This window comes from Flavobacterium chungangense LMG 26729, from assembly GCF_000735715.2.
Taxonomy (GTDB): Bacteria; Bacteroidota; Bacteroidia; order Flavobacteriales; family Flavobacteriaceae; genus Flavobacterium; species Flavobacterium chungangense.
The window spans coordinates 108,443-131,298 of the sequence record NZ_JASY01000007.1; the positions used below are offsets into that span (position 1 = coordinate 108,443).

Genomic DNA, 22,856 nt, shown 5'->3' on the forward strand with positions numbered 1-22,856 from the left:
CTTGTTTGTGTTTTTTTAAACAGGTAAAACGACTTTTTTACATTTAAAGAGTATGCTTCTATGTATTTAAACTTTACAAATCGACAAAGTATTTTTGAGAGCCAAAATTGAATTCATAGTAAGTTAAATTAGGCCATAAGGGCTTTATGAGTTCTTTTTCCCAGTCTTTTAAAGCAGTCTGAAGTTCTTTTACTTTTGCCGGATTTTTTTGTGCCAGGTCAGTAGTTTCAGATTTGTCTTTTGATAAGTCATAAAGCCATTTTTCATGTGTTTTTCCGCTGATGATCAGTTTCCAGTCTCCGCTTCTGATGGCTTTGGCATCACCGGAACGCCAGTATAAATTTTGGTGCGCAATTTTATTGTTATTGACTATATTAATTAAATCGACCCCGTCATAAACCCTGTCTTTTGGCAAACCAGAATGCGTTACTGCTGCAATGGTGCTGAAAATATCCAATGAGCTCACCGGTGTTTTGTAAACGGTGTGTGGTTTGATTTTTCCTTTCCACGAAAGTGCAAACGGAACATTGATTCCGCCTTCGAAATGAGAAAATTTCCCTCCTTTTAATGGTGCGTTTGTAGTAGCAAATGTATAATCGGCACCTCCGTTGTCGCTGGCGAAAATAATCAGGGTATTTTCTTCCAGACCTTCTTTTTTTACTTTGGCCCTGATTCTTCCAATGGCATCATCCAAAGCGCTGATCATGGCAAAATACACCCGTTTGTTTTCGTCTTTTACATTCGGAAAACGGTCGTAATATTTCTTGCGGACCTGAAAAGGTGTGTGTGGTGCATTAAACGGCACATATAATAAAAATGGTTTTGTTTTATTTTTTTCAATGAAAGCTTCGGCTTCATCCGCAAATTTTTCAGTCAAATAAGTTTTTTCCTCAACAATGGTAGTATCCCTGCGAATTTTTCCAATTCCGACACGGCCCTTTCCCCAAATTACTTTATCGGTAAAATCCTTATGATGATGATTGATAATATCCGGATTGTCATCTTCGGGAGCAAAAAGCGAAAACGCCTGATAGAACCCGTAATGATAGTCGAAACCTCTGTCCAGTGGAAAAAAACCTTTGGTATGCCCCAAGTGCCATTTTCCGATAATACCAGTATTATAACCTTGTTTTTTAGCCAGATTAGCAAAGGTAATTTCAGACTGGGGCAAACCCTGGGTAGCGATTGAAGTATCATTTGGATATTCAATTTTTGGGTTTAATCTCCAGCTATCGGTATTAATCAGATATTTGAAGGCATAATATTCCAGATTGTTTTTAGGATATCGGTCTCCGGGTTGATATTCATGTCCAAATCGTTCCTGATAACGGCCTGTAAGTAAACCGGCTCTCGAAGGAGAACAAATGGATGAGGAAACATAACCGTCTGTAAATGTCACTCCCGATGCAGCCAAAGAATCTATTTGAGGTGTCGGGGTTGATTTTCCTCTGTACAGTGAAATGTCATATTTGCCCAAATCATCAGCAAGGAGAATGATAATGTTTGGTTTTTTTTCTGAAGTTTTGGAAGTGTCTTTTTGAGACAGAAATGCAGTTTTTCCTTCAGCTAATTTTTCATCAGGCTTAATCAGTGTTTCGTCTGTGTTGATGGGCCAAAACAAAAAAACGGAAGCAATAAGGAGTAGAATCAAAAAGGGAAAAACGATTTTTTTAGTTTTTTTGGATATTGCCATATTGTGGTATTTAAAACAGGAAGGGTTTTTTATATAGCAGTTTTTGAAAGTTTTAAATTGATAAACCTGCAGGGTTGGGACACCCTGCAGGATAGCAAAAAAACAAACAAACAAACAAACTTCATTACCTTATGTTGTTAATGAATTAAAACAATTGTCAGCCTGAGTCCATTCGACTTCGCTCAGGATAAACTTAGTCGAAGCCCTTTACAACTAAAAAGCTTTCGACTCTGTTCAGGTTGACATTCATCTCTGGTTTCTTTCTTTTTTATTAATTATTCTGAGCCAAAATGACATCAACATCTTTTTTCAAATCTGAGAATCCCTCTTTTTTGAAAATAATCTGACCGTTTTGATATAAAATCAGGGTAGGGAATACTTTTACAGTTTTTAGATCGGCAATTACCTGCGGACTTTCTTCCAGTTCGATTTCGACAATTTTTACCTTCTCTCCGTATTCAGCTTTGATGGTTTCCAGAACAGGTTTTACTTTTTTGCACGGAGCACAATATTTAGAACCGATATCCACCAAAACGGTATTATTATCGGCGATGATTTTATTGTATTCATCCAGTGTTAATTTGCTTTTGGAGTTAACATAAAAAGGATTTCCGTTGCCAATCCAGTTGGCAATTCCACCTTCTAAACTATACGCTTCCTTAAACCCTTTTTTTAATAAATCATCTGCAAGCCACACACTTCTTCCGGCTCCGATAGAATAGGTAAATACGGGTCTTGTTTTATCTAATTTTGCTATTTGCTTGGCATAATCTTTTGATTCCAGATTGAAATTTACCGCTCCGTTAATGTGGTTCAGGGCAAATTCTTCAGGCCCTCTTGCATCAATTATCTGTGGGTTCTTCTCATTTTGAATTTTACTGTAATAAACATCCAGCGAGATTGTATTTGAACTTTTATTTTGTGCAAAACCAATAATTGTTACAAAAAGGGTTAGGGCAGAGATGCTGTTTTTAAATATTTTATTTTTCATGATATCAGGATTGAACGGTTTCTAGTACAGGCTGATTTTCAACAACCGGAGTATGTTTTAAGGGTACAGAAAGAACTCCCTCTGCCAGTGCGCTTCCTTCTTTTTTAGATTTGAATATCGGCCAAAGAAACTGTGCGTACCATTCTTCCTGCTTGTAGGATTTGATTCCGTACGATTTTGGAAATTGTCTGGTAATTAAACCTGTTCCGAAGATGACATCCCAGATAAAAAACATGTTTCCGAAGTTGCCTTTAAAATGACCAACACCGTCTCCGCTTGTATCTGCATGATGCGCGTGGTGTGTAGCCGGAGTCGAAATTAAACGTTCTAAAACCCATGCAATCGGATGTAAAACTTTGTATTTGTAAAACGGTTTGTCCCAGGCAATACTGGAGTGTGCCGTTAATGTGATGATGCTTTTTATAACCAATACAAACAAAGCAGGAAGCCCTAAACCTAAGAAGGTTAAAGTGGCTGTTAAGTAAATCTGAGAGAAAAAGATCGTGTAAATAAAGTTTTGTCTCGAAAGCATCGCCATTCCCATGTACGGAGCTGAATGATGCGTTCTGTGAAAACGCCATAAAAAGGGAACCTGATGGTGTAAACGGTGGTACCAGTACTGCGTTAAATCATCCGCAACAGCGATTAAGAAAAAGCCTCCCCAAAACGGAACCCACGAAAGTGCGTTTTCAAGATTGGGAATCAAAACCGGTAAAACCTGTAGGCTGAAAAAGGAAATAACCGCAGGTAAAATTAATTTTGGAGCAAGGAAACTTACGATGTCAATTTTGCGTTCTTCGCCTGTCCATTCATCATCGTATAAACCTGCCGTAAATTCGATAACTCCCAACACAATCATAAAAACGGTTAATCCCCAGGTTCTGATGTTTTCGAAAGCAGGTTTTGCAAATTCCAGAAAAGCCGGTAACGCAATGTGCGATTCGCTTACAATGTTGTTACTCAATTTAAAATACAGATAAATTGCCAACACAGGCAGCGTGTAAATAAAAAGACTGATACTTAAATCTCTTGTCAGATTTTTGTTTGAATTTTGAACTGTTGCCATGATTTCTTATTTTAAAAATTGATTGATTAATGTTAAGCCACCTGCCAAAATCACAAGCGGAATCAAAAAAAGAATCGCCCCAACGACAATCTTTTTACCTATAATTTGATAATCTACTAGTTTCATGTGTTTCAATTTTTTTTGTTTAATACTTTATTATGTTTTATAAATTGGGATTAATTTCCTTGAAAATCAGAATGATAAATTTAAAAATAAAACTAATAATTCTATGGATTTAGTAGAATTTTATTTTATTGAATTTTTTAATGAAAGGCTTCGATTAAGTTTATCCGGAGCGAAGTCGAATGGACTCAGCCAGACAGCAGAATGTTTGTTTTACTTTTCTGTTATATCAAAAGTTTTTCATTGTTTACCTTTTGAAAATTCAGGTCTTTATTTGGTAGTAAAGACCTAAATCCTACTTTTACTAATGCGAACTGCCACTTCCTCCTTTTGTAGCTTCTTTAATCAACTCCTGAAGGTTTTTGCCTTTGTCAGCTCCGCTATTGTGAATTTTTCTGCCCAGTACATCCTGCCAGTCAATTAACGGATACACATTATTTTCTTTGGCTTGTTCATCAAACAGTTTTTTAAGTTCCTCTAATTTTTCAGGATACTTTTTAGCCAGGTTATTACGTTCGTTAAAATCTTCGTTTAAGTTGTATAATTCCCAAACATCATTATCAAAACTGTTTGCTGCAGCGGTCTGATTTTTACCTGCAGTTTTCAATAAGGTAAACGGATCCGGATGTGCCGCGGCTGCTTTCCATCCATCTTTGTATATGGCTCTGTTTCCAAAAATATAGTAGTACTGTACCTTGTGTAACGATTCGGCCTTAGCATTATCTAAAGAAGTATATAAGGAAGAACCCTGAATTACATCCTGCTTAATTCCTTTGATATATTCCGGAGCTTTAATTCCTGCAATATCAAGCGTAGTAGGTAGAATATCGTTTACATGGCTGTATTGATTTCTGATTCCGCCCTTATCTTTAATTCCGTTTGGATAGTGAATAATCAAAGGATTACGGGTTCCACCTTCTGACTGAGCATCCTGTTTCCAGTTTTTAAACGGTGCATTAGTTGCTTGCGCCCAGCCTAAAGGGTAATTGGTATTACGTCCCTGAGGAGTTCCAATCTCGCCGATGTTGGCCAAATTATCCTGAAGATTTTTTTCGTCAGATGTACCCTGAGCAAAAAGGCTTTGGTTGATAGTACCCACCAGACTGCCTTCTTTACTGGCTCCGTTATCACCAATTGCCACAAAAATTACAGTGTTGTCAAATTGATTGGTTTCTTTAAGATACTTTACAACTCTTCCAATTTCAGCATCGGTATACGTTAGGAATCCTGCATACACTTCCATGAATCTGGCATATACCTTCTTTTGATCCGGAGTTAATTTTTTCCATTCCCCAATTAGCGGATTACGTTCTGGTAAAACGGCATTGACAGGAATTACACCCAGTTTCTTTTGGTTAGCCAAAACTCTTTCACGATAAACATCCCAGCCTTCGTCGAATTTTCCTTTGTATTTATCACTCCATTCCCTTGCTACCTGATGAGGTGCATGAGCTGCTCCGGGTGCATAGTATAAAAAGAACGGTTTTCCGGGAGCCGCTTTTTGTTGTTTCTGAATATAACTGATTGCCTTATCTGTAATTAATTCGTTCAGATGGCGTCCGTCTCCTTTTATATGCGTCTGATCTTCTACCAAATCAGGGTTGTACTGATCGGTTTGTGATCCTAAGAAGCCATAGAAATGATCGAAACCTTTTCCTGTTGGCCATCTGTCAAACGGACCTGCATCCGTAGCATCTTCATCCGGAGTTACACCATATTTCCCTACTGCAAAAGTGTTGTAACCGTTTTCACGTAAAATCTCAGCAACTGTTCCTTTATCAGATGGAATTCTACCATCCCAACCCGGGAAACCTGCAGATAAAATCGTGTGAGAAAAGCCGCTAACGTGAACTCTTCCTGAATTTCTTCCCGTCAATAAAGCGGCACGGGTAGGAGCACAAATAGCAGTTGTATGAAAATTAGTATAACGTAATCCGTTATTTGCCAAAGCATCAAAAGTTGGCGTTTCTATTAATCCGCCAAAAGCACTGGAAGCACCAAATCCCACATCATCCAGTAAAATCCAGACTACATTGGGAGCGCCTTTTGGTGCTTTTACAGGATCAGGCCAATATTCTTTTGAATCTGCTAATGTTTTACCAACAACCCCTTTAAATTCTGTATTTTGATTCTCCTGTGCAAAGCCAAACTGAGCAGCCAGCAATGCTGTAATCAAAAGCCCTCTTGTTGGACTTTTGATTCTACTGTAATTCTTAAATTTTTTCATTTTTTTATATTTTAAAAGATTTTATTAAATATTCTTTTACTTCTATGTATTTGGTATAATTTATTATTGTAGTTTTTATACGAATTATAAAGTCAGGAATTAGCAATAACTATTATTTATTTTATTCTTTACAGGCTTATTGATCTGTTTTTTTTAAGAAACGAATTATAGAAAAAATACCCATCAAAATCCACAAGGGTACCAGATAAATAACAGTCCATACTAATTTCATTTTTCTTTGATTTCAAAAAGGATGATTTTACTTATTTGCTTTATATAACAATTCTGTTGCAGACTGTCCTTCGGTAGCTTTTGTCTGGTGTATTTTTCTTTGATATACATCAGACCAGTCAATGAGTGGATACAGGTTGTTTTTTCTGGCCTGTTCATCAAATAGTTTTTTTAGTTCGGCTAGTTTTTCAGGATGTTTTTTAGCCAAATCTTTTCTTTCATTAAAATCTTCATTGATGTTGTATAATTCCCAAACGTCTTTGTCGAAATCAGCATTTAAAAGACCCGATTTTGTTTTGTCGTTTATGGCCTCTTTTACTTCAATCGAATTTGGATGATGAGCCGCAGCTGCTTTCCAGCCATCGTTGTAAATAGCTCTTGCTCCAAAAATGTAATAATGCTGAATTTTATGAGACGAAGCTACCTTTGCATCATTCAAAGAATTGTAAAAGGAAAATCCCTGAATAGTATCCTGCTTAATTTCCCTAATGGATTCTGGCGCTTTAACTCCAAGAATATCAAGCGTTGTGGGCAAAATATCAATAACATGACTGTATTGCGTTCTGATTCCGCCTTTGTCTTTGATTCCGTTGGGATAATGAACAATCAACGGATTGTGCGTTCCACCTTCAGTATTGGCATCTTGTTTCCAGGATTTAAACGGAGTATTAGTGGCCTGAGCCCATCCCAAAGGATAATTGGCATAGGTTTGCGGTGTTCCAATTTCACCAATTCGTTTTAAATTATTTTGAAATACCTGCTCATCTGTTACTCCGGCTACATAGGTTTGTCTGTCGACAGCGCCTTGCAGCGTTCCTTCTTTACTGGCTCCATTATCTCCGATTAAAACAAAAACGACAGTATTGTCTAATTGATTGGTTTCTTTTAAATAATTAACCAATCTTCCAATTTCATAATCAGTGTAAGTCAAATATCCGGCATACACCTCCATGAATTTTGAATATACTTTCTTTTGATCCGGTGTTAATTTTTTCCAGTCTGCAATAAGTGAATTGCGCTCTGGCAATACCGCATTGGCAGGAACAACTCCTAATTTCTTTTGGTTGGTCAGTGTTTTTTCGCGGTAAGCGTCCCAGCCTTCATCAAATTTTCCTTTGTAGGCATCACTCCATTTTGCTTCAACCTGATGTGGTGCATGAACGGCTGCTGGAGAATAATATAAAAAGAACGGTTTTCCCGGCGCTGCTTTTTGCTGTTTCTGAAGATAACTAATCGCCTTATCGGTAATTTGTTCGCTAAGATGTCTTCCATCAGGAGTAATGTGAACCTGATCTTCAATTAAATCCGGTTTGTACTGATCGGTTGCTGAACCCAGGAAACCAAAGAAGTGGTCAAATCCTTTTCCTGTTGGCCATCTGTCAAAAGGACCTGCGTCGGTTGCATCTTCATCAGGAGTAATGCCGTATTTACCTACACCAAAAGTATTGTATCCTTTGTCACGTAAAATTTCTGCAACAGTTCCATTTTTCGAAGGTAATCTTCCGTCCCATCCCGGAAATCCTGCAGACATAATGGTATGCGAGAATCCTCCAACATGTACTTTATGAGAATTACTTCCTGTTAATAATGCGGCACGGGTAGGAGCACAAATGGCTGTAGTGTGAAAATTAGTATATCGCAGTCCGTTGTTGGCCAGACTCTCTAAAATGGGCGTTTCGATTAAACCTCCAAAAGCACTGGAAGCACCATACCCCACGTCATCCAAAATAATCCAGACTACATTGGGAGCACCTTTTGGAGCAGTAACAGGTTCTGGCCAGTATTCTTTAGATTCGGCTAAGGTTTTGCCAATGACTCCTTTAAATTCTGCTGGTTTTGTTTGTGCAAAACCCAATTGTGCAAGTAAAATTGCAGTAATCAAAAATCCTTTTTGAGGATTTTTGATTGTAACATTATTTTTAAACTTTTCCATTTTATATTATTGTTACGTTATTACATTAATAATAGAATTCTGTAATCAGTATTATAGCTATATTATTTTATTGTATTCCAGTCTTCGACACCTACTTTTGCTGACCATTGTCTATGTAATTCAATTAGATTTTGGAGCAGTTTTGGTTCTGATTTTGCCAGATTCTTTGTTTCGGTTCGGTCTGTAGAAAGATTGTACAATTCCCAGGGCTGATTGTTTTCGGCTACTGCTTTCCATTGTCCTTTTCGTACTGCTTTACTGCCTTCATGTTCCCAAAATAAAGCTTCATGTGCATTAGATCGTTGCCCTTCGAATTCCTTTTTTAAACTAATACCTTCTAATGGTGTGAGTTTTTTTTCCTCAAAAGAGTCCGGATATTGAAAACCGGCATACTCCAGACAAGTTGGAAAAATATCAATCAAATGGCTTACTCTGCTGCTTAGTGTACCTGCCTTAATATGCTTTGGATAATACGCTATAAAAGGTGAAGCAATTCCGCCTTCATGAGTGTTTTTTTTGAATAATTGAAAAGGCGTGTTGCTCACATTTCCCCACGGACTTTCGTAACTGTCAATCGACGCAACTGAACCTGGTGTTCCATTTTTTTGTGTAACATAATTCCAGTTTTTCACATCATCTGCACTTCCGCCATTATCAGAAAGAAAAAGTATCAGGGTATTATCTTCTTCTCCCAAAGATTTTACTTTTTGAAGGATTTCCCCAATTCCGGAATCCATTCGGTCAATCATGGCAGCATAAATTGCCATGCGGGTGTCCCATTTGCCTTTTTCTTCGTCACTTACTTTTTCCCAATCCGGCACTTTTTCAAAACGATTGGATAAGTCCCAGTTTTTATCAATAATTCCTCGTTCTTTTAATTTTTTAAAACGGCTTGCTCTCAGTTTATCCCAGCCTTCTAGGTATTTGCCTTTGTATTTTGCAATATCTTCCGGTAATGCCTGAATGGGCCAATGTGGCGCATTATAAGCAACATAGAGAAAAAAAGGCTTTTGTTCATCGCGATGTTTTTCTAAAGAATTAATGGCAAAATTGGTTATTTCCTGAGTCAGATAAGTCGAGGTATCCGTGCGAATAATTTCTTTGTCTCCTTTCAAAAAAGTTACCTTTCTTCCATCATTATATAAAGGTTCCGAGTTGAAATAACTGCTCCCATTGTTTTGTAACGTAAATGAATCATCAAACCCTCTATTAACCGCCCAGGCTGACGGTACTAAACCAACGTGCCATTTTCCGGAAACGATAGTGTTGTAACCTGCCTGTTTGAGTGCCTGCCCAATCGTGATGCAATGCTCGTTTAAATAGCCCTGATAGGCAGGAAACCCCTTGTCCTGCACCATGTCCCCAATACCTGCCTGGTGCGAGTATAACCCCGTTAGTAGTGAGGCCCGGGATGGACAGCAGCGTCCTGCATTATAAAACTGCTTTAGAATAAGCCCGTTTTTAGCAAGTTTATCCAGGTTTGGAGTTTTAATTTCTGAGCCAAAAGCACCAATATCTGAGAAACCTAAATCATCCGCCAGAATGACGATGATGTTAGGTTGCTTTTTCTGTGCAGACAGCTGTAATTGTGCAACAACCAATAGGGCGATAATGAACAGTTTTTTAATCATTTTATTTACTTGTATGTAATCCTTTTTATTAATAGCCTGGATTCTGTGGTAACCCTGTTGGATCAATATTTCTTTCGCTTTGCGGAATTGGATACAGATTATTACGCTCTGAAACTGAGTTTTTTGCAGTTACCTTCTTGATTTCGGTAACCAAAGTTCCCCAACGAACCAAATCGAACCATCTTTGACCTTCCTGAACAAACTCTTTTTTGCGCTCTTCCTGAATCGCAGCTCTAAAAGTGGTTTGGTTTAATCCAACTAAATCTACAGTTGCGTCTGGCGTTGTGATTGGTTTTCCAAAAGCTCTTCTTCTTACCTGATTAATCAATTCATAAGCTTCAGCTGTTGGCGCTCCCTGTTCATTTATGGCTTCTGCCAGGGACAATAAGATGTCTGCATAGCGAATAACCGGAAAATTAATGGCTACATTTGAAGGAGTAGCTAGATTGGTCAGGTCAAGATATTTGCTGAAAATTGGTTTTGGAAAAGTATAAAGTGTTCCTGTAGCGGGATTCAATAATTGTTTTTTATAACTAACATCTCTTCTTACATCTCCTGCTGCATAAATATCATAAAACAAAGCCACATCCGAAATAATATCTGCCGGTTCAGTAGCAGTAAATCCGGTAAATGAAGTCGCCTGAAAAGTACTTCCGCTAGAACCGTTTCCTGCCTGATTTGGCTCAAACTGAACAGAGAAAATATGCTCTTTTCCATTCTTTTTTGTTTTCGTAAAAATGTCCTGAAAGTTTTCGAACAAAGCATAACCATATCCACCGTTAATTACTTCTCTTGCTTTTAAAATAGCATTTGGATAATCTTTTCTAGTTAAATATACTTTTGCCAAAATAGCTTTTGCAGCTCCAGAAGTAGCACGTCCGGCATCTGCAGCAGAATAAGTTGCAGGTAAACTTTCGGCAGCAGTTAAATCTGAAATAATTTGAGCGTAAACTTCATCAACAGTTGCTCTTTTAGATTTTAAACTTTCTAATTGAATAGAAGTTGGTTCGTGTAAAACAATTGGAACACCGCCCCAAATACGAACAGCCTGAAAATAAAGTAATCCGCGTATAAACTTTGCTTCGTTAATTAATCTTGTTTTTATAACTTCAGATCCAGATACTTTTGGGATATTATCAATAGAAACATTGGCTCTGTTGATTCCTGCATAAATTTGTCTCCACGCCACTTGTACACGGTCATTTGTAGCGTCATGCGTTAAACTGCTCATTGCTCTAACTTGAGGGTTTGTTGCAGAAACTCCGGCCGCAGCATAATCAGAACCCATATCTGTTAAGAAATACAAGTTTCTCCCGAATAAACTCTGCTCTCCTGGATCAAGGCTTAAAGAAGCATAAACCGCAGTTACACTCGCAACAGCATCATCTTGGGTTATAAAGTAATTATCTTCGGTTACAAAAGAGGTTGGTGTTACCTCTAATTCTGTGCACGATACAAATAGTCCGGCACTTAATAATAATGTTATAATACTCTTTTTCATTTTATATTTTTTACTTAGAAAGTTATATTCAGACCTGAAATGAATGTTTTAGAGTTTGGATAAGAACCAAAATCAATTCCCGGATATAAGTTGTTTTGTTCGTATGAACTTACCTCAGGATCATATCCCGTGTATTTTGTCCATGTAATTAAATTTTCGGCAGATACATAAAACTTGACGCTTTTTGTTCCTAGTTTTTTAGAAATGCTTTTAGGTAGTGTATATCCTAAAGTGATTAATTTTAGCCTCAGGAAAGAAGCATCTTCTACATAACGCTCAGAAACTATTCCTAATGGAGAACTAGATGCTCTCGGAATTTCATTACTTGGATTTGTTGGTGTCCAGCGATCATTAAGATTAGCATTAGCATTTGTTCCCAATGTTGAAATTTCTAATTGCTGATTTAAAGCATTGAATATTTTTCCGCCATAAGAGCCCTGGAAAGAAAAATTCAGATCAAAGTCGTTATAAGAGATCGTATTGCTGAAACTTCCAACAAATTTTGGCTGTGATGATCCAAGATTTCCTTTGTCAAGAGCTGTAATTACGCCATCACCGTTGCTGTCTACATATTTTCTGTCACCAACTTTTGTATTGGCAAGACTGTTTATTTTAGGCTGTGTATTTACTTCTTCTTGAGTCTGGAAAATACCATTGGTTCTGTATCCCCAAAAAGTCCCTAAAGGCAAACCAACTTTTACCGTTACAGGCTGTTGCTGCAATAAAGCACCGTTTGGAACGATTGGAAAAAACTGGTCAACACCATTTCCAATTGCAACAACCTTATTTCTGTTAGCAGAAAAAACGAAGTTGGAATTCCATGAAAAGTTTTCGGTTTTTATATTTTCTGTTATCAGGCCAATCTCAATACCTTTATTTTCAACACCTCCAATGTTTTGAAGTATTGTAGCATATCCTGAAGTAAGCGGCACAGGAACACTTATAAGCAAATCGTTTGTTTTTTTGTAGTAAACATCAAAAACAAAATTGATTTTTCTGTCTAATAATGATAAGTCTAAACCAACGTTATATTGATTTGTTTTCTCCCATCTTAAATCCGGATTTTTCAGTCGGGTAGGGGCAAGTCCTGTATATAGTATGCCTCCAAAGGAGTAATTAACAGAGCCCATCTGAGCCAGGGAAAGATAATTTCCAATTTCCTGATTTCCTGTAGTTCCGGCTGTTATTCTAAGTTTGGCTTCGGTTACACCTTTAATGTTGTTGGCAAATTCTTCATCCGTAATATTCCATGAAAATCCAGCCGAAGGAAAGTAACCCCAAAGTGATTCTGAACCAAATCTTGAAGACCCGTCTGCACGTGCAGAGAGCGTAAAGTTATATTTTCCTTTATAAGAATAATTTACTCTTGCTAACCACGATTTTAGCACACTTTCGAAGGCATCACTATAGGGTTTTATCGGAACACCATCTTGTAAGGAATTGTAAGTATTAGCGTCGTTTATAAAAGTATTTGCACCCGCATTTACAACTTCACCTTTGGTGTATTGAAGAGTATACCCCCCTAAAGCCGAAAATTTGTGATCATCACTAAAGTTAGTATTGTAGTTCAGTGTATTTTCATTTAGTATAGAACTTACCAGTCTGTTTCCAACTGATCCTAAGCCTTTTGTTCCGGCTCCCGTTGTTGTAGTTGACGGAGCATAATAATTTTGTTTGGTATCAATAACGTCACCGCTTACAGCCACCTTTGCAGTCAGTTTTTTGGTTATTTTGTATTCACCGAATAAGCTGGTTAGAATTCTGTTGATTTTGGTTTCGTTTGTTGTGCTAACCAAATCATTAATTGGATTTGCAATAACGCCATTAACTGCAGTTGCATAAGGATTATTAGTTAAGTTATAACTTCCGTCTGCATTTTTAATAGGAACAACAGGTGGTTGATATAAAGCAACAACTAATGGATTAGGCTGTCTCCCGGCAGAAGTACCACCATTGGTTCCTACACCATTTGCAACAGAGTTAGTATAATTAGCGTTCACACCAAATTTAAAATTTTGTGAATAATTCCTTTCGTAGTTGGCACGAAGCGAAATTCTTTTAAAATCTGATGCAATTACAATCCCGTCTTGTTGAAAATAACCTGCCGAAATTGCATAACGTGAACGTTCGTCTCCTCCTGAAAAAGACAACTGATGATTCTGAATTGGTGCAGCAGTTCTAAAAACAGCGGACTGCCAGTCGTAACCTCCCGATGTTTTAAGCGCTTCTATTTGAGCTGGTGTAAACGATGGTGACTGACCAATACTTGCCTGAACATCATTACGTAGACTTGCCCATTGGCTTGCATTTAACAAATCTAATTTTTTAGAAACATTCTGAACCCCAAAATAACCCTGGTATGAAATATTGTCTTGTCCTTTCGTTCCTTTTTTAGTCGTAATAATTACAACTCCATTAGCACCTCGTGATCCGTAAATTGCAGTTGCTGAGGCGTCTTTCAGGACTTCAATAGATTCAATATCTCCCGGATTAATAGTAGATAATACATTTAAAGATGCACCCGCATAAGTTACTCCTGCGCTACTGTTATTGTTATCATTATAAATTAAAATTCCGTCAACCACATAAAGAGGCTCATTACCGGCAGTGATAGAGTTTCCTCCTCTAATGCGAACACTGGAAGAAGCTCCCGGACGTCCTGAACTCTGTGTAACAACCACTCCGGAAATAGCACCTCTCAATAAGTTATCTGCAGAGGATGTAACCTGAGAAAGATTTGCTTTTGGAACGGATGATACTGAACCGGTAATGTCTTTTCTCTTTTGAGAACCGTATCCAACAACGACTAACTCATCCAGTTCCTGACGTTCTTCTTTTAAACTGATAGTGACAGGGTTTTTGTCTACAATAATTTCAGTTTTTTTATATCCGATATAGGTTATTATTAAAGTATAAGGTAATTTCTGACCAGTCTGAAAATAAAATTTCCCTTCAGTATCAGTCTGAACTCCGTGTGTTGTTCCTTTAATAATAACTGAAGCCCCAATAATTGGCTGGTTTGTAATATCATCTACTACCGTTCCGTCCAGTTTAGACTGTATAAGAGGTGTTGTATTTTGTGCATTTATTCCTGATGTTAAAAACAGGAAAAATAATAATGTATAAACATTTATATTTTTTTTCATTTCTTTGTATTGGTTTAAGTAATTAACAAGGAGTCCTGAAAGTTGATTTTTCAACTCTCTCGTGTTTCCTTTATTTAGCGATAAATTTTCTTTAAGCCTCGCCATTTCTGTTGCCGCAGAAATGGCTTTTTTGTTTATTTACAGCAATTGTTGTGCATCTTTTTTATTTTATTGTTTTTAGTTTTTATTTCATTTTTCTTAATTAATAGGTATAGTTTCAATAGTCTTTTCGATACAAATTTGTTGCATCAAATAAGATTATGGAATGTTCAGTAAGATTTACTTGTAATTTTTGTAAGGTTTGTTTAAAGTCAGTTTAGTATTGAAGAGTTGACTATAAACATAGAATTATTGCTGTAAGGTTTAACAACAGAAGCACATACAACAGCTAGTGTTATAAGTATATTTTTTTTGAAGATTATAATACGATATGCTTTCGGTTGTTTTCAAAATATAGTTTTTTATGGTTTTAAATATAATTTTAAACTCTACTAATCCTATAGACAAAGTTAATTTTAATATAATAATATCCAAAAATTTGTTGATTTTTTTTTGAAATAATTAAATAAATATAAATTTAAGAATGAATTTTAATTGTTAATTATTTGTATATCAGTGTTTTATTGTTTTTTATTGATTTAAATAAATGTTAAAAATATATTTCAGGCGACATTGAAATGTAGTATTTTATACTTAATTTATTCTTTTTTATTTATCAATTTTAATACTATAAGACGTTAAATAAGACTGAAAAGTATCTGCAGGGATTCAAAAAACAGAATTTCAAACCAAAAACTAGATTTAATTTAAACCATGATTTTAAATAAATTAGAGTAATTTTATAGGTAGAAAAATAAATTATTTTTTTTTAACCATACTAGTAAAAAATACGTATATTTGCAATAAGTATTTTTACTTAGTTTTATATTTTATTAAATGATACAAGTAAATGAAGCTTTAACAATCGTAGCTGAAAACAGTTCAAAAATGCCATTTCAAAAAATAGCAGTGAAAAAAGCACTGGGATATGTTTTGGCAGAAACGGTTTATTCGCCAATTGCAATGCCGCCGTTTCGCCAGTCAGCAATGGACGGTTATGCTTTTATTCACAGCAGAAAACATCAATATGATGTGGTGAGCAGTTCACAAGCAGGAGATCATTCTAATATAAAACTGAAAGAAAATGAAGCAGTAAGGATTTTTACCGGAGCTTTTGTTCCGGATGATGCCGATACAGTGGTGATGCAGGAGCATGTTATGGCGAATGAAAATTCGATTTTGATTGCCAAAATGCCGGAGCAGTTTGCAAATGTTCGTGCAAAAGGGGAGCAGATTGATAAAGATGGAATCGTTTTTGAGGCCAATACTTTAATTACACCGGCTGCAATTGGTTTTCTGGCTTGTTTGGGAATTACAGAAATTACAGTTTACAAAAAGCCAAAAGTAGCCATTTTGGTAACCGGAAACGAATTGGTAAAACCCGGTAAAAAATTGCCAAAAGGTAAAATTTACGAAAGCAATTCAGTGATGCTGGAGGCTGCGCTTCAAACGATAGGTGTAAATAAAACAAAGGTTTTTAAGGTAAAAGATAATCTAAAAGCAACGAAGGAAGCCTTAAAAGATATCCTGAAAAAATATGATGTGGTTTTAGTTTCGGGCGGAATTTCAGTTGGGGATTATGATTTTGTAAAAGAAGCATTACTGAAAAATGGAGTAGAAGAACTTTTTTATAAAATCAATCAGAAACCAGGAAAACCAATGTTTTTCGGCTCTAAAAAAGAAACTTTAGTTTTTGCTTTACCCGGAAATCCGGCTTCGTCACTGACTAATTTTTATGTGTATGTGTATCCGGCAATCCGAAACCGAATGGGATTTTCGGATATTCATCTGCCAAAATTAGTCCGAAAATTAAACGCCGGAATTTCTAATAATTCGGGAAAAACATTGTTCTTAAAAGCTTTGTATGATGAAACCCACGTAACGGTTTTAGAGGGTCAGAGCTCAGCAATGCTCAACACTTTTGCTACAGCAAATTGTTTGCTCATTGTACCAAATGATTTTGAAAACCTTAAAAAAGAACAATTGGTAACATTATTGCCGATTGATTAGAATAAAGAATAAAGAATAAAGAATAAAGAATAAAGAATAAAGAATAAAGAATTTCAGTTTTAAAACGCAGTGTATAAAAATAAACATATAGCGTAACCTGAAACAAAGAAAACCTGAAACAAAATGAATTTACTTACTTCCGAAAATATAATCTTATTCAGCTTCGCATTAATCGTGATTGCGTTTTTGTACTCAAGTGTAGGGCATGGCGGAGCATCAGGTTATTTGGCTTTAATGACGATTTTTGCTTTTCCGGTGGCGATTATGAAACCTTCGGCTTTGTTACTGAATTTATTTGTTTCGAGTATTTCATTTTTGTTTTATTACAGAATGAATTATTTCAAACCGAAACTCTTTTATCCGTTTGCGATAGCTTCTGTACCGGCAGCTTTTATTGGCGGATTTATTACACTGGACAATACAATTTATAAAGTTGTTTTAGGAATTGTATTGGTATTTGCTGCTTTAAGATTGTTTGGAATATTCAACTTTAAGGAAAAAGAAGCTGTTAAGATTCAATTACCTTTTGCGTTGGCAATCGGATTTGTAATTGGTTTGTTGTCAGGGATGTTGGGTATTGGCGGTGGCATTATCTTAAGTCCGATTTTATTGTTTCTGGGATGGGCTTCAGTAAAAGAATCAGCGGCTATTTCAAGCCTGTTCATATTTGTCAATTCATTTGCAGGAATGTTAGGATTTCTTTTGGGAGGAAAAATTATTCCAATAGAGAGCTTTTATCTGGTTCCTATTGCAGTGATAGGCGGAATGTTAGGTGGGTTTTACGGAAGCGGTTATTTTTCGAACAAAACCTTAAAAATAGTGTTAGGAACCGTGATTTTGATGGCAAGTATAAAATTGATTTTTCCGTAGAGATTTGTAAAACCTGAAATTTGAAACAAATAAAATAATCAATAATGGAAACACTAACAGCATTTATTCTTTGCGGAGGAAAAAGTTCCCGAATGAAGTCTGAGAAAGGATTGGTTCTGTTTCAGGGAAAACCATTTATTGAACATATAATTCAGGCTGTTTTGCCTATTACAGGAAACATTGAGTTCATAACGAATACAAAAGAATACGATTATCTGCCGTATCAAAAAAGGGCTGATATTGTAAAAGATAAAGGGCCTTTGGGCGGAATTTATACCGCACTGGAGAATTCTGAAACCGAATTTAATCTGATACTGAGTTGTGATATTCCGTTAATTTCTTCGGAATTGTTAACTGAATTGATATCAAAACACAATCAGGAAGCCCAGATTACCATATTTGCGACAGAAAGCAGGATACATCCGTTAATCGGAATTTATTCGAAAAAATTGCTTCCGGTTATAAAAGAAGCGATTGATGAAAATGAACTGAAAATGATGGATTTTCTATCAAAAGTGCCTCATCAGATTATAAAAATAGAAGAAAGTGAAAACTTTCCTTTAACGAACATTAATTCGGTTGACGAATTAAACGACCTGAATATCAATTTAAGTTAATAGATTATGCAAAACTCAAAAACACCAAAGTTAACAGTAGTAGGCGCAGGCCCGGGAGATGTTGAATTGATCACGCTAAAAGCAATTAAAGCGTTAGAAAATGCCGATGTAGTTTTGTATGATGCTTTGGTTAACGAAGAATTATTGCAATATGCGACTAAGGCAGAGATTGTTTTTGTGGGGAAACGCTTAGGATGCCATGCTTACACACAGGATCAAATTAACGAATTGATTGTTTCGATGGCCAACCGTTACGGACATGTGGTTCGTTTGAAAGGTGGAGATCCGTTTATTTTCGGGCGTGGAAGCGAAGAAATCGAATATTCAGAAAAATTTGGTTTGGAAACGGCTGTTGTTCCCGGAATTTCATCAGCATTAGGCGTTCCTGCTTCAGTAGGAATAAGCCTTACGCAGCGAAAAGTAGCAGAGAGTTTCTGGGTAATTACAGGTACAACTTCCAGTCATGAATTGTCTAAAGATGTACATTTGGCTTCAAAATCAGCTGCAACTGTGGTTATTTTGATGGGAATGCACAAGTTAGATGAAATCATTTCGATTTACAAGGAAAACAGAACTGACGATTTACCGATTGCCATTATACAAAACGGAACTAAAAATTCAGAACAAAAAGTAGCTGGAAACATTAGCTCAATTACTAAATTAGTCGCAGAAAAAAACATTTCATCACCAGCGATTATTGTAATTGGAGAAGTGGTAAAAAATACTTCAAAACTTACCTCTTATTTTCAGGAACATTTTGAAGACGAATTTATATTTCAGAATTTAAATCTATAATAATGATTGAAGTTAAATATTTTGGAGCTGTTGCAGAAAAAACACAATGCACTTTTGAAAATGTGGTTTCTTCGAATATTTCCCTGCAGGATTTATTGCAGGATTTAGAAGCAAAATACAAATTCGAATCACTTTCTTTCAGTGTTGCCGTCAATCAGAAAATAGTTTCAAAAACAACAGATTATACTTTAAAAACCAGCGATATTGTTGCTTTATTGCCTCCTTTTGCCGGAGGATAATTTACAATTTATGAATGCATCTTCCCGTTATAACCGACAAATAATGCTTCCCGAGATTGGAGAAACAGGCCAGTACAAATTATTAAAATCCAAAGTTTTAATTATTGGTGCAGGAGGTCTGGGTGCTGCGATATTGCCTTATCTGGCAGCTGCCGGAGTTGGTGAAATCGGAATTGTGGATGATGATGTTGTCGAACTTTCAAATTTGCAGCGTCAGGTAATTTACAAAAGTTCATCTGTCGGAAAATACAAGGTTGAAGAAGCCAAAGCAATGATAACAGCATTAAATCCTGACGTTAGAGTAAGCGCCATTGCTGAAAAACTTTCAGGGAAAAATGCCATTGCTTTATTCGAAAAGTATGACATTATTGTGGATGCAACGGATAATCTTCAAATAAAATACCTGATAAATGATGCCTGTCTGATTACGGATAAACCAATGGTTTACGGATCAATTTTCAGGTTTCAGGGGCAGGTTTCGGTTTTTAATTATCAAAATGGACCAACCTACAGATGTTTATATCCGGATGAAAACAGTTCGTCTGTGAATTGTACGGATGCGGGAGTTATCGGAATTTCGGTCGGAATTATTGGAATGCTGCAGGCCAATGAAGTCATAAAAATGATTCTGGAAACAGGAGAAGTTTTGAGCGGAAAAATATTGGTTTATAATGTTCTGAATAATGAACAGCAGAAATATGATTTTGAAAAAAATGATTCTTTTGTAATGGACAGAAATACTTTTGAAGAAAAATATTCTCAAAAAGAAAACCGTGTCGAAGAGATTTCAGCTGAAGCAGTTTTGAATCAAATTGATAATGAAGAAGTCTTGTTTTTAGATGTTCGTAATGAAGATGAACTTCCAAAAATAATATTCAAGAACGGTATTCAGATTCCGTTAATAAATCTGGAAAATGAAATTGAAAAACTAGATTCAAATCAAACGATTTATGTTTTCTGCCAATCCGGCATCAGAAGTAAAATAGCTGTTGAATTGCTTCAGAAAATGAATTTTAAAAATCTAAAAAGTGTTGAAGGCGGTGCTTTGGCATTGAAAGAATTATTAACTAAAGAAATAAAAATATAGTCAAAGATTAAAAGACACAATTGTCTGTAAAGTTTGTCATTCTGAGGAACGAAGAATCTTCGCAAGTAACTCAGTATAGAATGTCGCCAATCTTTGTAGAGTTTCTTGCGGGGATTTCTCCTCCGTCGAAACGACAATATTGCGATTATTCTTTTTATAGAATTAAGTAATGAAAATTTGTATAATTTGTGGCAAAAAAAACTTTTAATCTGTGAAATCTTTGATATAAAAAATAAAAAGAAAATGAGTAAAAATGTATTTGTAGAAGGACCAATTTCTCCCGAATTTATTGCGGAGTCGATTGCCAAACATCAATCCAAACATACAATTGGGGCACACAATATTTTTCTGGGCCAGGTTCGTGCCGATGTGATTCATGATAATACGGTTGTTGCCATTGATTATTCGGCTTACACTGATATGGCAAACGAAGCTTTGCATACCATTCGTGAAAAAGCTTTTGCCAAATTCGACTTGACCTGTATGCATATTTACCACAGTTTAGGAGTTGTAAAAGCGGGTGAAATATGTTTGTTCGTATTTGTATCGGCAACACGCAGGAAACAAGTTTACGAGGCCACAGAAGCTATTGTAAACTGGATTAAAACTGATGTGCCGATTTTTGGCAAGGAAATGTTTGAAAACGATACATTCACCTGGAAACAAAACACCTAAAATGGTAGATATTACGCATAAAATAAGCACATTAAGAGTCGCAACAGCTACAGCAATTGTCAAAGTCAGCAAACAGGAAACAATTGATGCAGTTGTTAACAATCTCGTTCCAAAAGGGAATGTGCTCGAAATGGCAAAAACAGCCGGATTATTTGCGGTAAAAAATACACATTTATCGATTCCGGATTGCCATCCGCTGCCAATTGAATTTACATCGGTAGAATATAACATTGAAGGTTTAGCTATTCATATTATCTTTAAAGTAAAAACCGTTTATAAAACTGGAGTAGAGGTAGAGGCGATGCACGGAGCTTCAATTGTAGCGCTTACGATGTACGATATGCTGAAACCAATTGATAAAGAAATCGAAATTTCAACCATCAAATTAATCAACAAAGAAGGCGGTAAATCGTCTTTCAAAAATAAATTTCCGTACACAATAAAAGCAGCAGTTTTTGTGTGTTCCGACTCTATTTTTGCAGGTGATAAAGAAGACCGATCCGGAAAAATCATTGTAGAAAAGTTAGATTCTTACGGAGTTGAAACGTCTCATTACGAAGTTATTCCGGATGAGTTAGAAATTATTCAGGAAAAAACGAAGGCTTTCGCCAAAGAGAACCAGCTGGTTATTTTTACCGGAGGAACAGGATTGTCTCCAAGGGATGTAACACCTGAAGCGCTTTCATCGATATTAGAAAGCAGAATTCCGGGAATCGAAGAAGCCATTCGCGATTACGGGCAGCAGCGTATGCCATATGCAATGTTATCCAGAACAGTGGCAGGAACATTGGGAAAAAGCCTGGTTTTGGCCTTGCCGGGATCAACAAATGGAGCAAGAGAATCTATGGATGCTGTTTTTCCGCATGTGATGCACGTTTTTCATATTTTAAAAGGAAAAAATCATGATACCCTCTAAAACCATTTTAACGGATGATTTTGGGCGAAAACACAACTATTTGCGTATTTCGTTGCTGGAGAAATGCAATTTGCGTTGTACGTATTGCATGCCTGCTGACGGAATTGCGCTGTCTCCAAAAGCAAGCTTAATGACGGCCGAAGAGATTTTTGCAATTGCCCAGACTTTCGTGGAAAGTGGTGTCGATAAAATCAGACTGACAGGGGGAGAACCTTTGTTGAGAAAGGATTTTCCTGAGATTGTTGCGAAATTATCAACTTTAGAAGTTTCACTTTCAATCACGACCAACGGTATTTTAATCGACCGTCATATTGACGTTTTAAAACAGGCCGGAATCAAAAAAATCAACCTGAGTTTAGATACGCTGATTGCATCAAAATTTCATTCGATAACACTTCGAAATCAGTTTGAGAAAGTGATTGATAATCTGCATTTATTGCTGAATCATCATTTTCAGGTAAAAGTAAATGTGGTTTTGATGAAAGGTTTTAATGATAATGAAATTATTGATTTCGTCAATTTAACCGAGTCATTGCCAATTGCTGTCCGTTTTATTGAGTTTATGCCTTTCGCCGGAAATGAGTGGGACAGGAGCAAAATGGTTTCGCAAAAGGAAATTTTATCACAAGTAGAGGAAAATTTTTCTCTGGATGAAATTCAGAAACTGGAAGACGAGAAAAACTTCACGGCCAGAACCTACAAAATCAAAGGTTTTCAGGGCGATTTCGGAATCATAAGTTCCATTACAAATCCGTTTTGTGATGGCTGCAACAGAATCCGCCTGACGGCAAACGGAAAAATCAAAAATTGCCTTTTCTCTAATTCTGAAACCGATTTACTGACTGCTTTTAGAAACGGTGAATCAATTACCGAATTGATTTCGGCTTCTGTTAAAAGCAAGAAAAAAGTCAGATCAGGTATGGTTACGATTTCTGAAATGGATGATCCAAATCTGCATTTTGATAATCGTAGTATGATTGCGATTGGAGGGTAATTTTTTGTTGCT

General features: G+C 36.3%; 17 protein-coding genes. 9 read left to right on the forward strand and 8 right to left on the reverse strand.

Features of this window, described 5'->3' with window-relative positions:
- Positions 1 to 73 precede the first annotated feature (73 nt).
- The 8 genes from JE46_RS13210 to JE46_RS13250 form a co-directional block, all read right to left on the reverse strand.
- Positions 74 to 1,693 (reverse strand): sulfatase-like hydrolase/transferase, encoded by a 1,620-nt coding sequence (locus JE46_RS13210; protein ID WP_031455767.1) that lies wholly within the window; start codon positions 1,691 to 1,693, stop codon positions 74 to 76.
- A 271-nt stretch (positions 1,694 to 1,964) separates the two neighbouring features.
- Entirely contained in the window at positions 1,965 to 2,684 is a 720-nt protein-coding gene (locus JE46_RS13215) for a thioredoxin domain-containing protein (protein ID WP_031455768.1), read from the reverse strand.
- A gap of 4 nt (positions 2,685 to 2,688) precedes the next feature.
- A complete protein-coding gene (locus JE46_RS13220) occupies positions 2,689 to 3,750 on the reverse strand; it encodes a sterol desaturase family protein (protein WP_031455769.1) in 1,062 nt (353 codons plus the stop codon).
- 427 nt (positions 3,751 to 4,177) lie between these two features.
- Positions 4,178 to 6,100 carry an arylsulfatase gene (locus JE46_RS13230; protein ID WP_031455771.1) on the reverse strand — a complete coding sequence of 641 codons (1,923 nt, stop codon included), beginning with the start codon at positions 6,098 to 6,100 and terminating at the stop codon, positions 4,178 to 4,180.
- 259 nt (positions 6,101 to 6,359) lie between these two features.
- Entirely contained in the window at positions 6,360 to 8,264 is a 1,905-nt protein-coding gene (locus tag JE46_RS13235; protein WP_031455772.1) for an arylsulfatase, read from the reverse strand.
- A 62-nt stretch (positions 8,265 to 8,326) separates the two neighbouring features.
- Entirely contained in the window at positions 8,327 to 9,895 is a 1,569-nt protein-coding gene (locus tag JE46_RS13240) for an arylsulfatase (RefSeq protein WP_031455773.1), read from the reverse strand.
- Between the two features lie 28 nt (positions 9,896 to 9,923).
- Complete coding sequence (locus tag JE46_RS13245) at positions 9,924 to 11,396, reverse strand: RagB/SusD family nutrient uptake outer membrane protein (RefSeq protein ID WP_031455774.1); 1,473 nt, start codon at positions 11,394 to 11,396, stop codon at positions 9,924 to 9,926.
- 14 nt (positions 11,397 to 11,410) lie between these two features.
- Positions 11,411 to 14,542, reverse strand: a complete 3,132-nt coding sequence (locus JE46_RS13250; RefSeq protein WP_031455775.1) for a SusC/RagA family TonB-linked outer membrane protein — start codon at positions 14,540 to 14,542, stop codon at positions 11,411 to 11,413.
- A 936-nt stretch (positions 14,543 to 15,478) separates the two neighbouring features.
- On the opposite strand from JE46_RS13250, the gene JE46_RS13255 reads away from it, so the two are divergent.
- From JE46_RS13255 to moaA, 9 genes are all read left to right on the forward strand, one after another.
- Positions 15,479 to 16,651, forward strand: coding sequence for a molybdopterin molybdotransferase MoeA (locus tag JE46_RS13255; protein WP_031455776.1), 1,173 nt, complete (start codon positions 15,479 to 15,481; stop codon positions 16,649 to 16,651).
- A 123-nt stretch (positions 16,652 to 16,774) separates the two neighbouring features.
- The gene (locus JE46_RS13260) at positions 16,775 to 17,521 is read left to right on the forward strand and encodes a sulfite exporter TauE/SafE family protein (protein ID WP_031455777.1); all 747 of its coding nucleotides are present in this window, start codon (positions 16,775 to 16,777) and stop codon (positions 17,519 to 17,521) included.
- 44 nt (positions 17,522 to 17,565) lie between these two features.
- The gene (locus JE46_RS13265; RefSeq protein ID WP_031455778.1) at positions 17,566 to 18,138 is read left to right on the forward strand and encodes a molybdenum cofactor guanylyltransferase; all 573 of its coding nucleotides are present in this window, start codon (positions 17,566 to 17,568) and stop codon (positions 18,136 to 18,138) included.
- 6 nt (positions 18,139 to 18,144) lie between these two features.
- Positions 18,145 to 18,933, forward strand: a complete 789-nt coding sequence (cobA, locus tag JE46_RS13270; RefSeq protein WP_031455779.1) for a uroporphyrinogen-III C-methyltransferase — start codon at positions 18,145 to 18,147, stop codon at positions 18,931 to 18,933.
- A 2-nt stretch (positions 18,934 to 18,935) separates the two neighbouring features.
- Positions 18,936 to 19,172, forward strand: coding sequence for a MoaD/ThiS family protein (locus JE46_RS13275; RefSeq protein WP_031455780.1), 237 nt, complete (start codon positions 18,936 to 18,938; stop codon positions 19,170 to 19,172).
- Between the two features lie 10 nt (positions 19,173 to 19,182).
- A complete protein-coding gene (gene moeB, locus JE46_RS13280; protein ID WP_031455781.1) occupies positions 19,183 to 20,259 on the forward strand; it encodes a HesA/MoeB/ThiF family protein in 1,077 nt (358 codons plus the stop codon).
- 243 nt (positions 20,260 to 20,502) lie between these two features.
- On the forward strand, positions 20,503 to 20,934 hold the full coding sequence (locus tag JE46_RS13285) for a molybdenum cofactor biosynthesis protein MoaE (RefSeq protein WP_007807486.1): 432 nt from the start codon (positions 20,503 to 20,505) through the stop codon (positions 20,932 to 20,934).
- 1 nt (position 20,935) lies between these two features.
- Positions 20,936 to 21,850: a bifunctional molybdenum cofactor biosynthesis protein MoaC/MoaB gene (gene moaCB, locus JE46_RS13290; RefSeq protein ID WP_031455782.1), complete on the forward strand. Its 915-nt coding sequence runs from the start codon at positions 20,936 to 20,938 to the stop codon at positions 21,848 to 21,850.
- Complete coding sequence (moaA, locus tag JE46_RS13295; protein ID WP_031455783.1) at positions 21,837 to 22,844, forward strand: GTP 3',8-cyclase MoaA; 1,008 nt, start codon at positions 21,837 to 21,839, stop codon at positions 22,842 to 22,844. The genes moaCB and moaA overlap by 14 nt, the downstream gene beginning before the upstream one ends.
- Positions 22,845 to 22,856 lie beyond the last annotated feature (12 nt).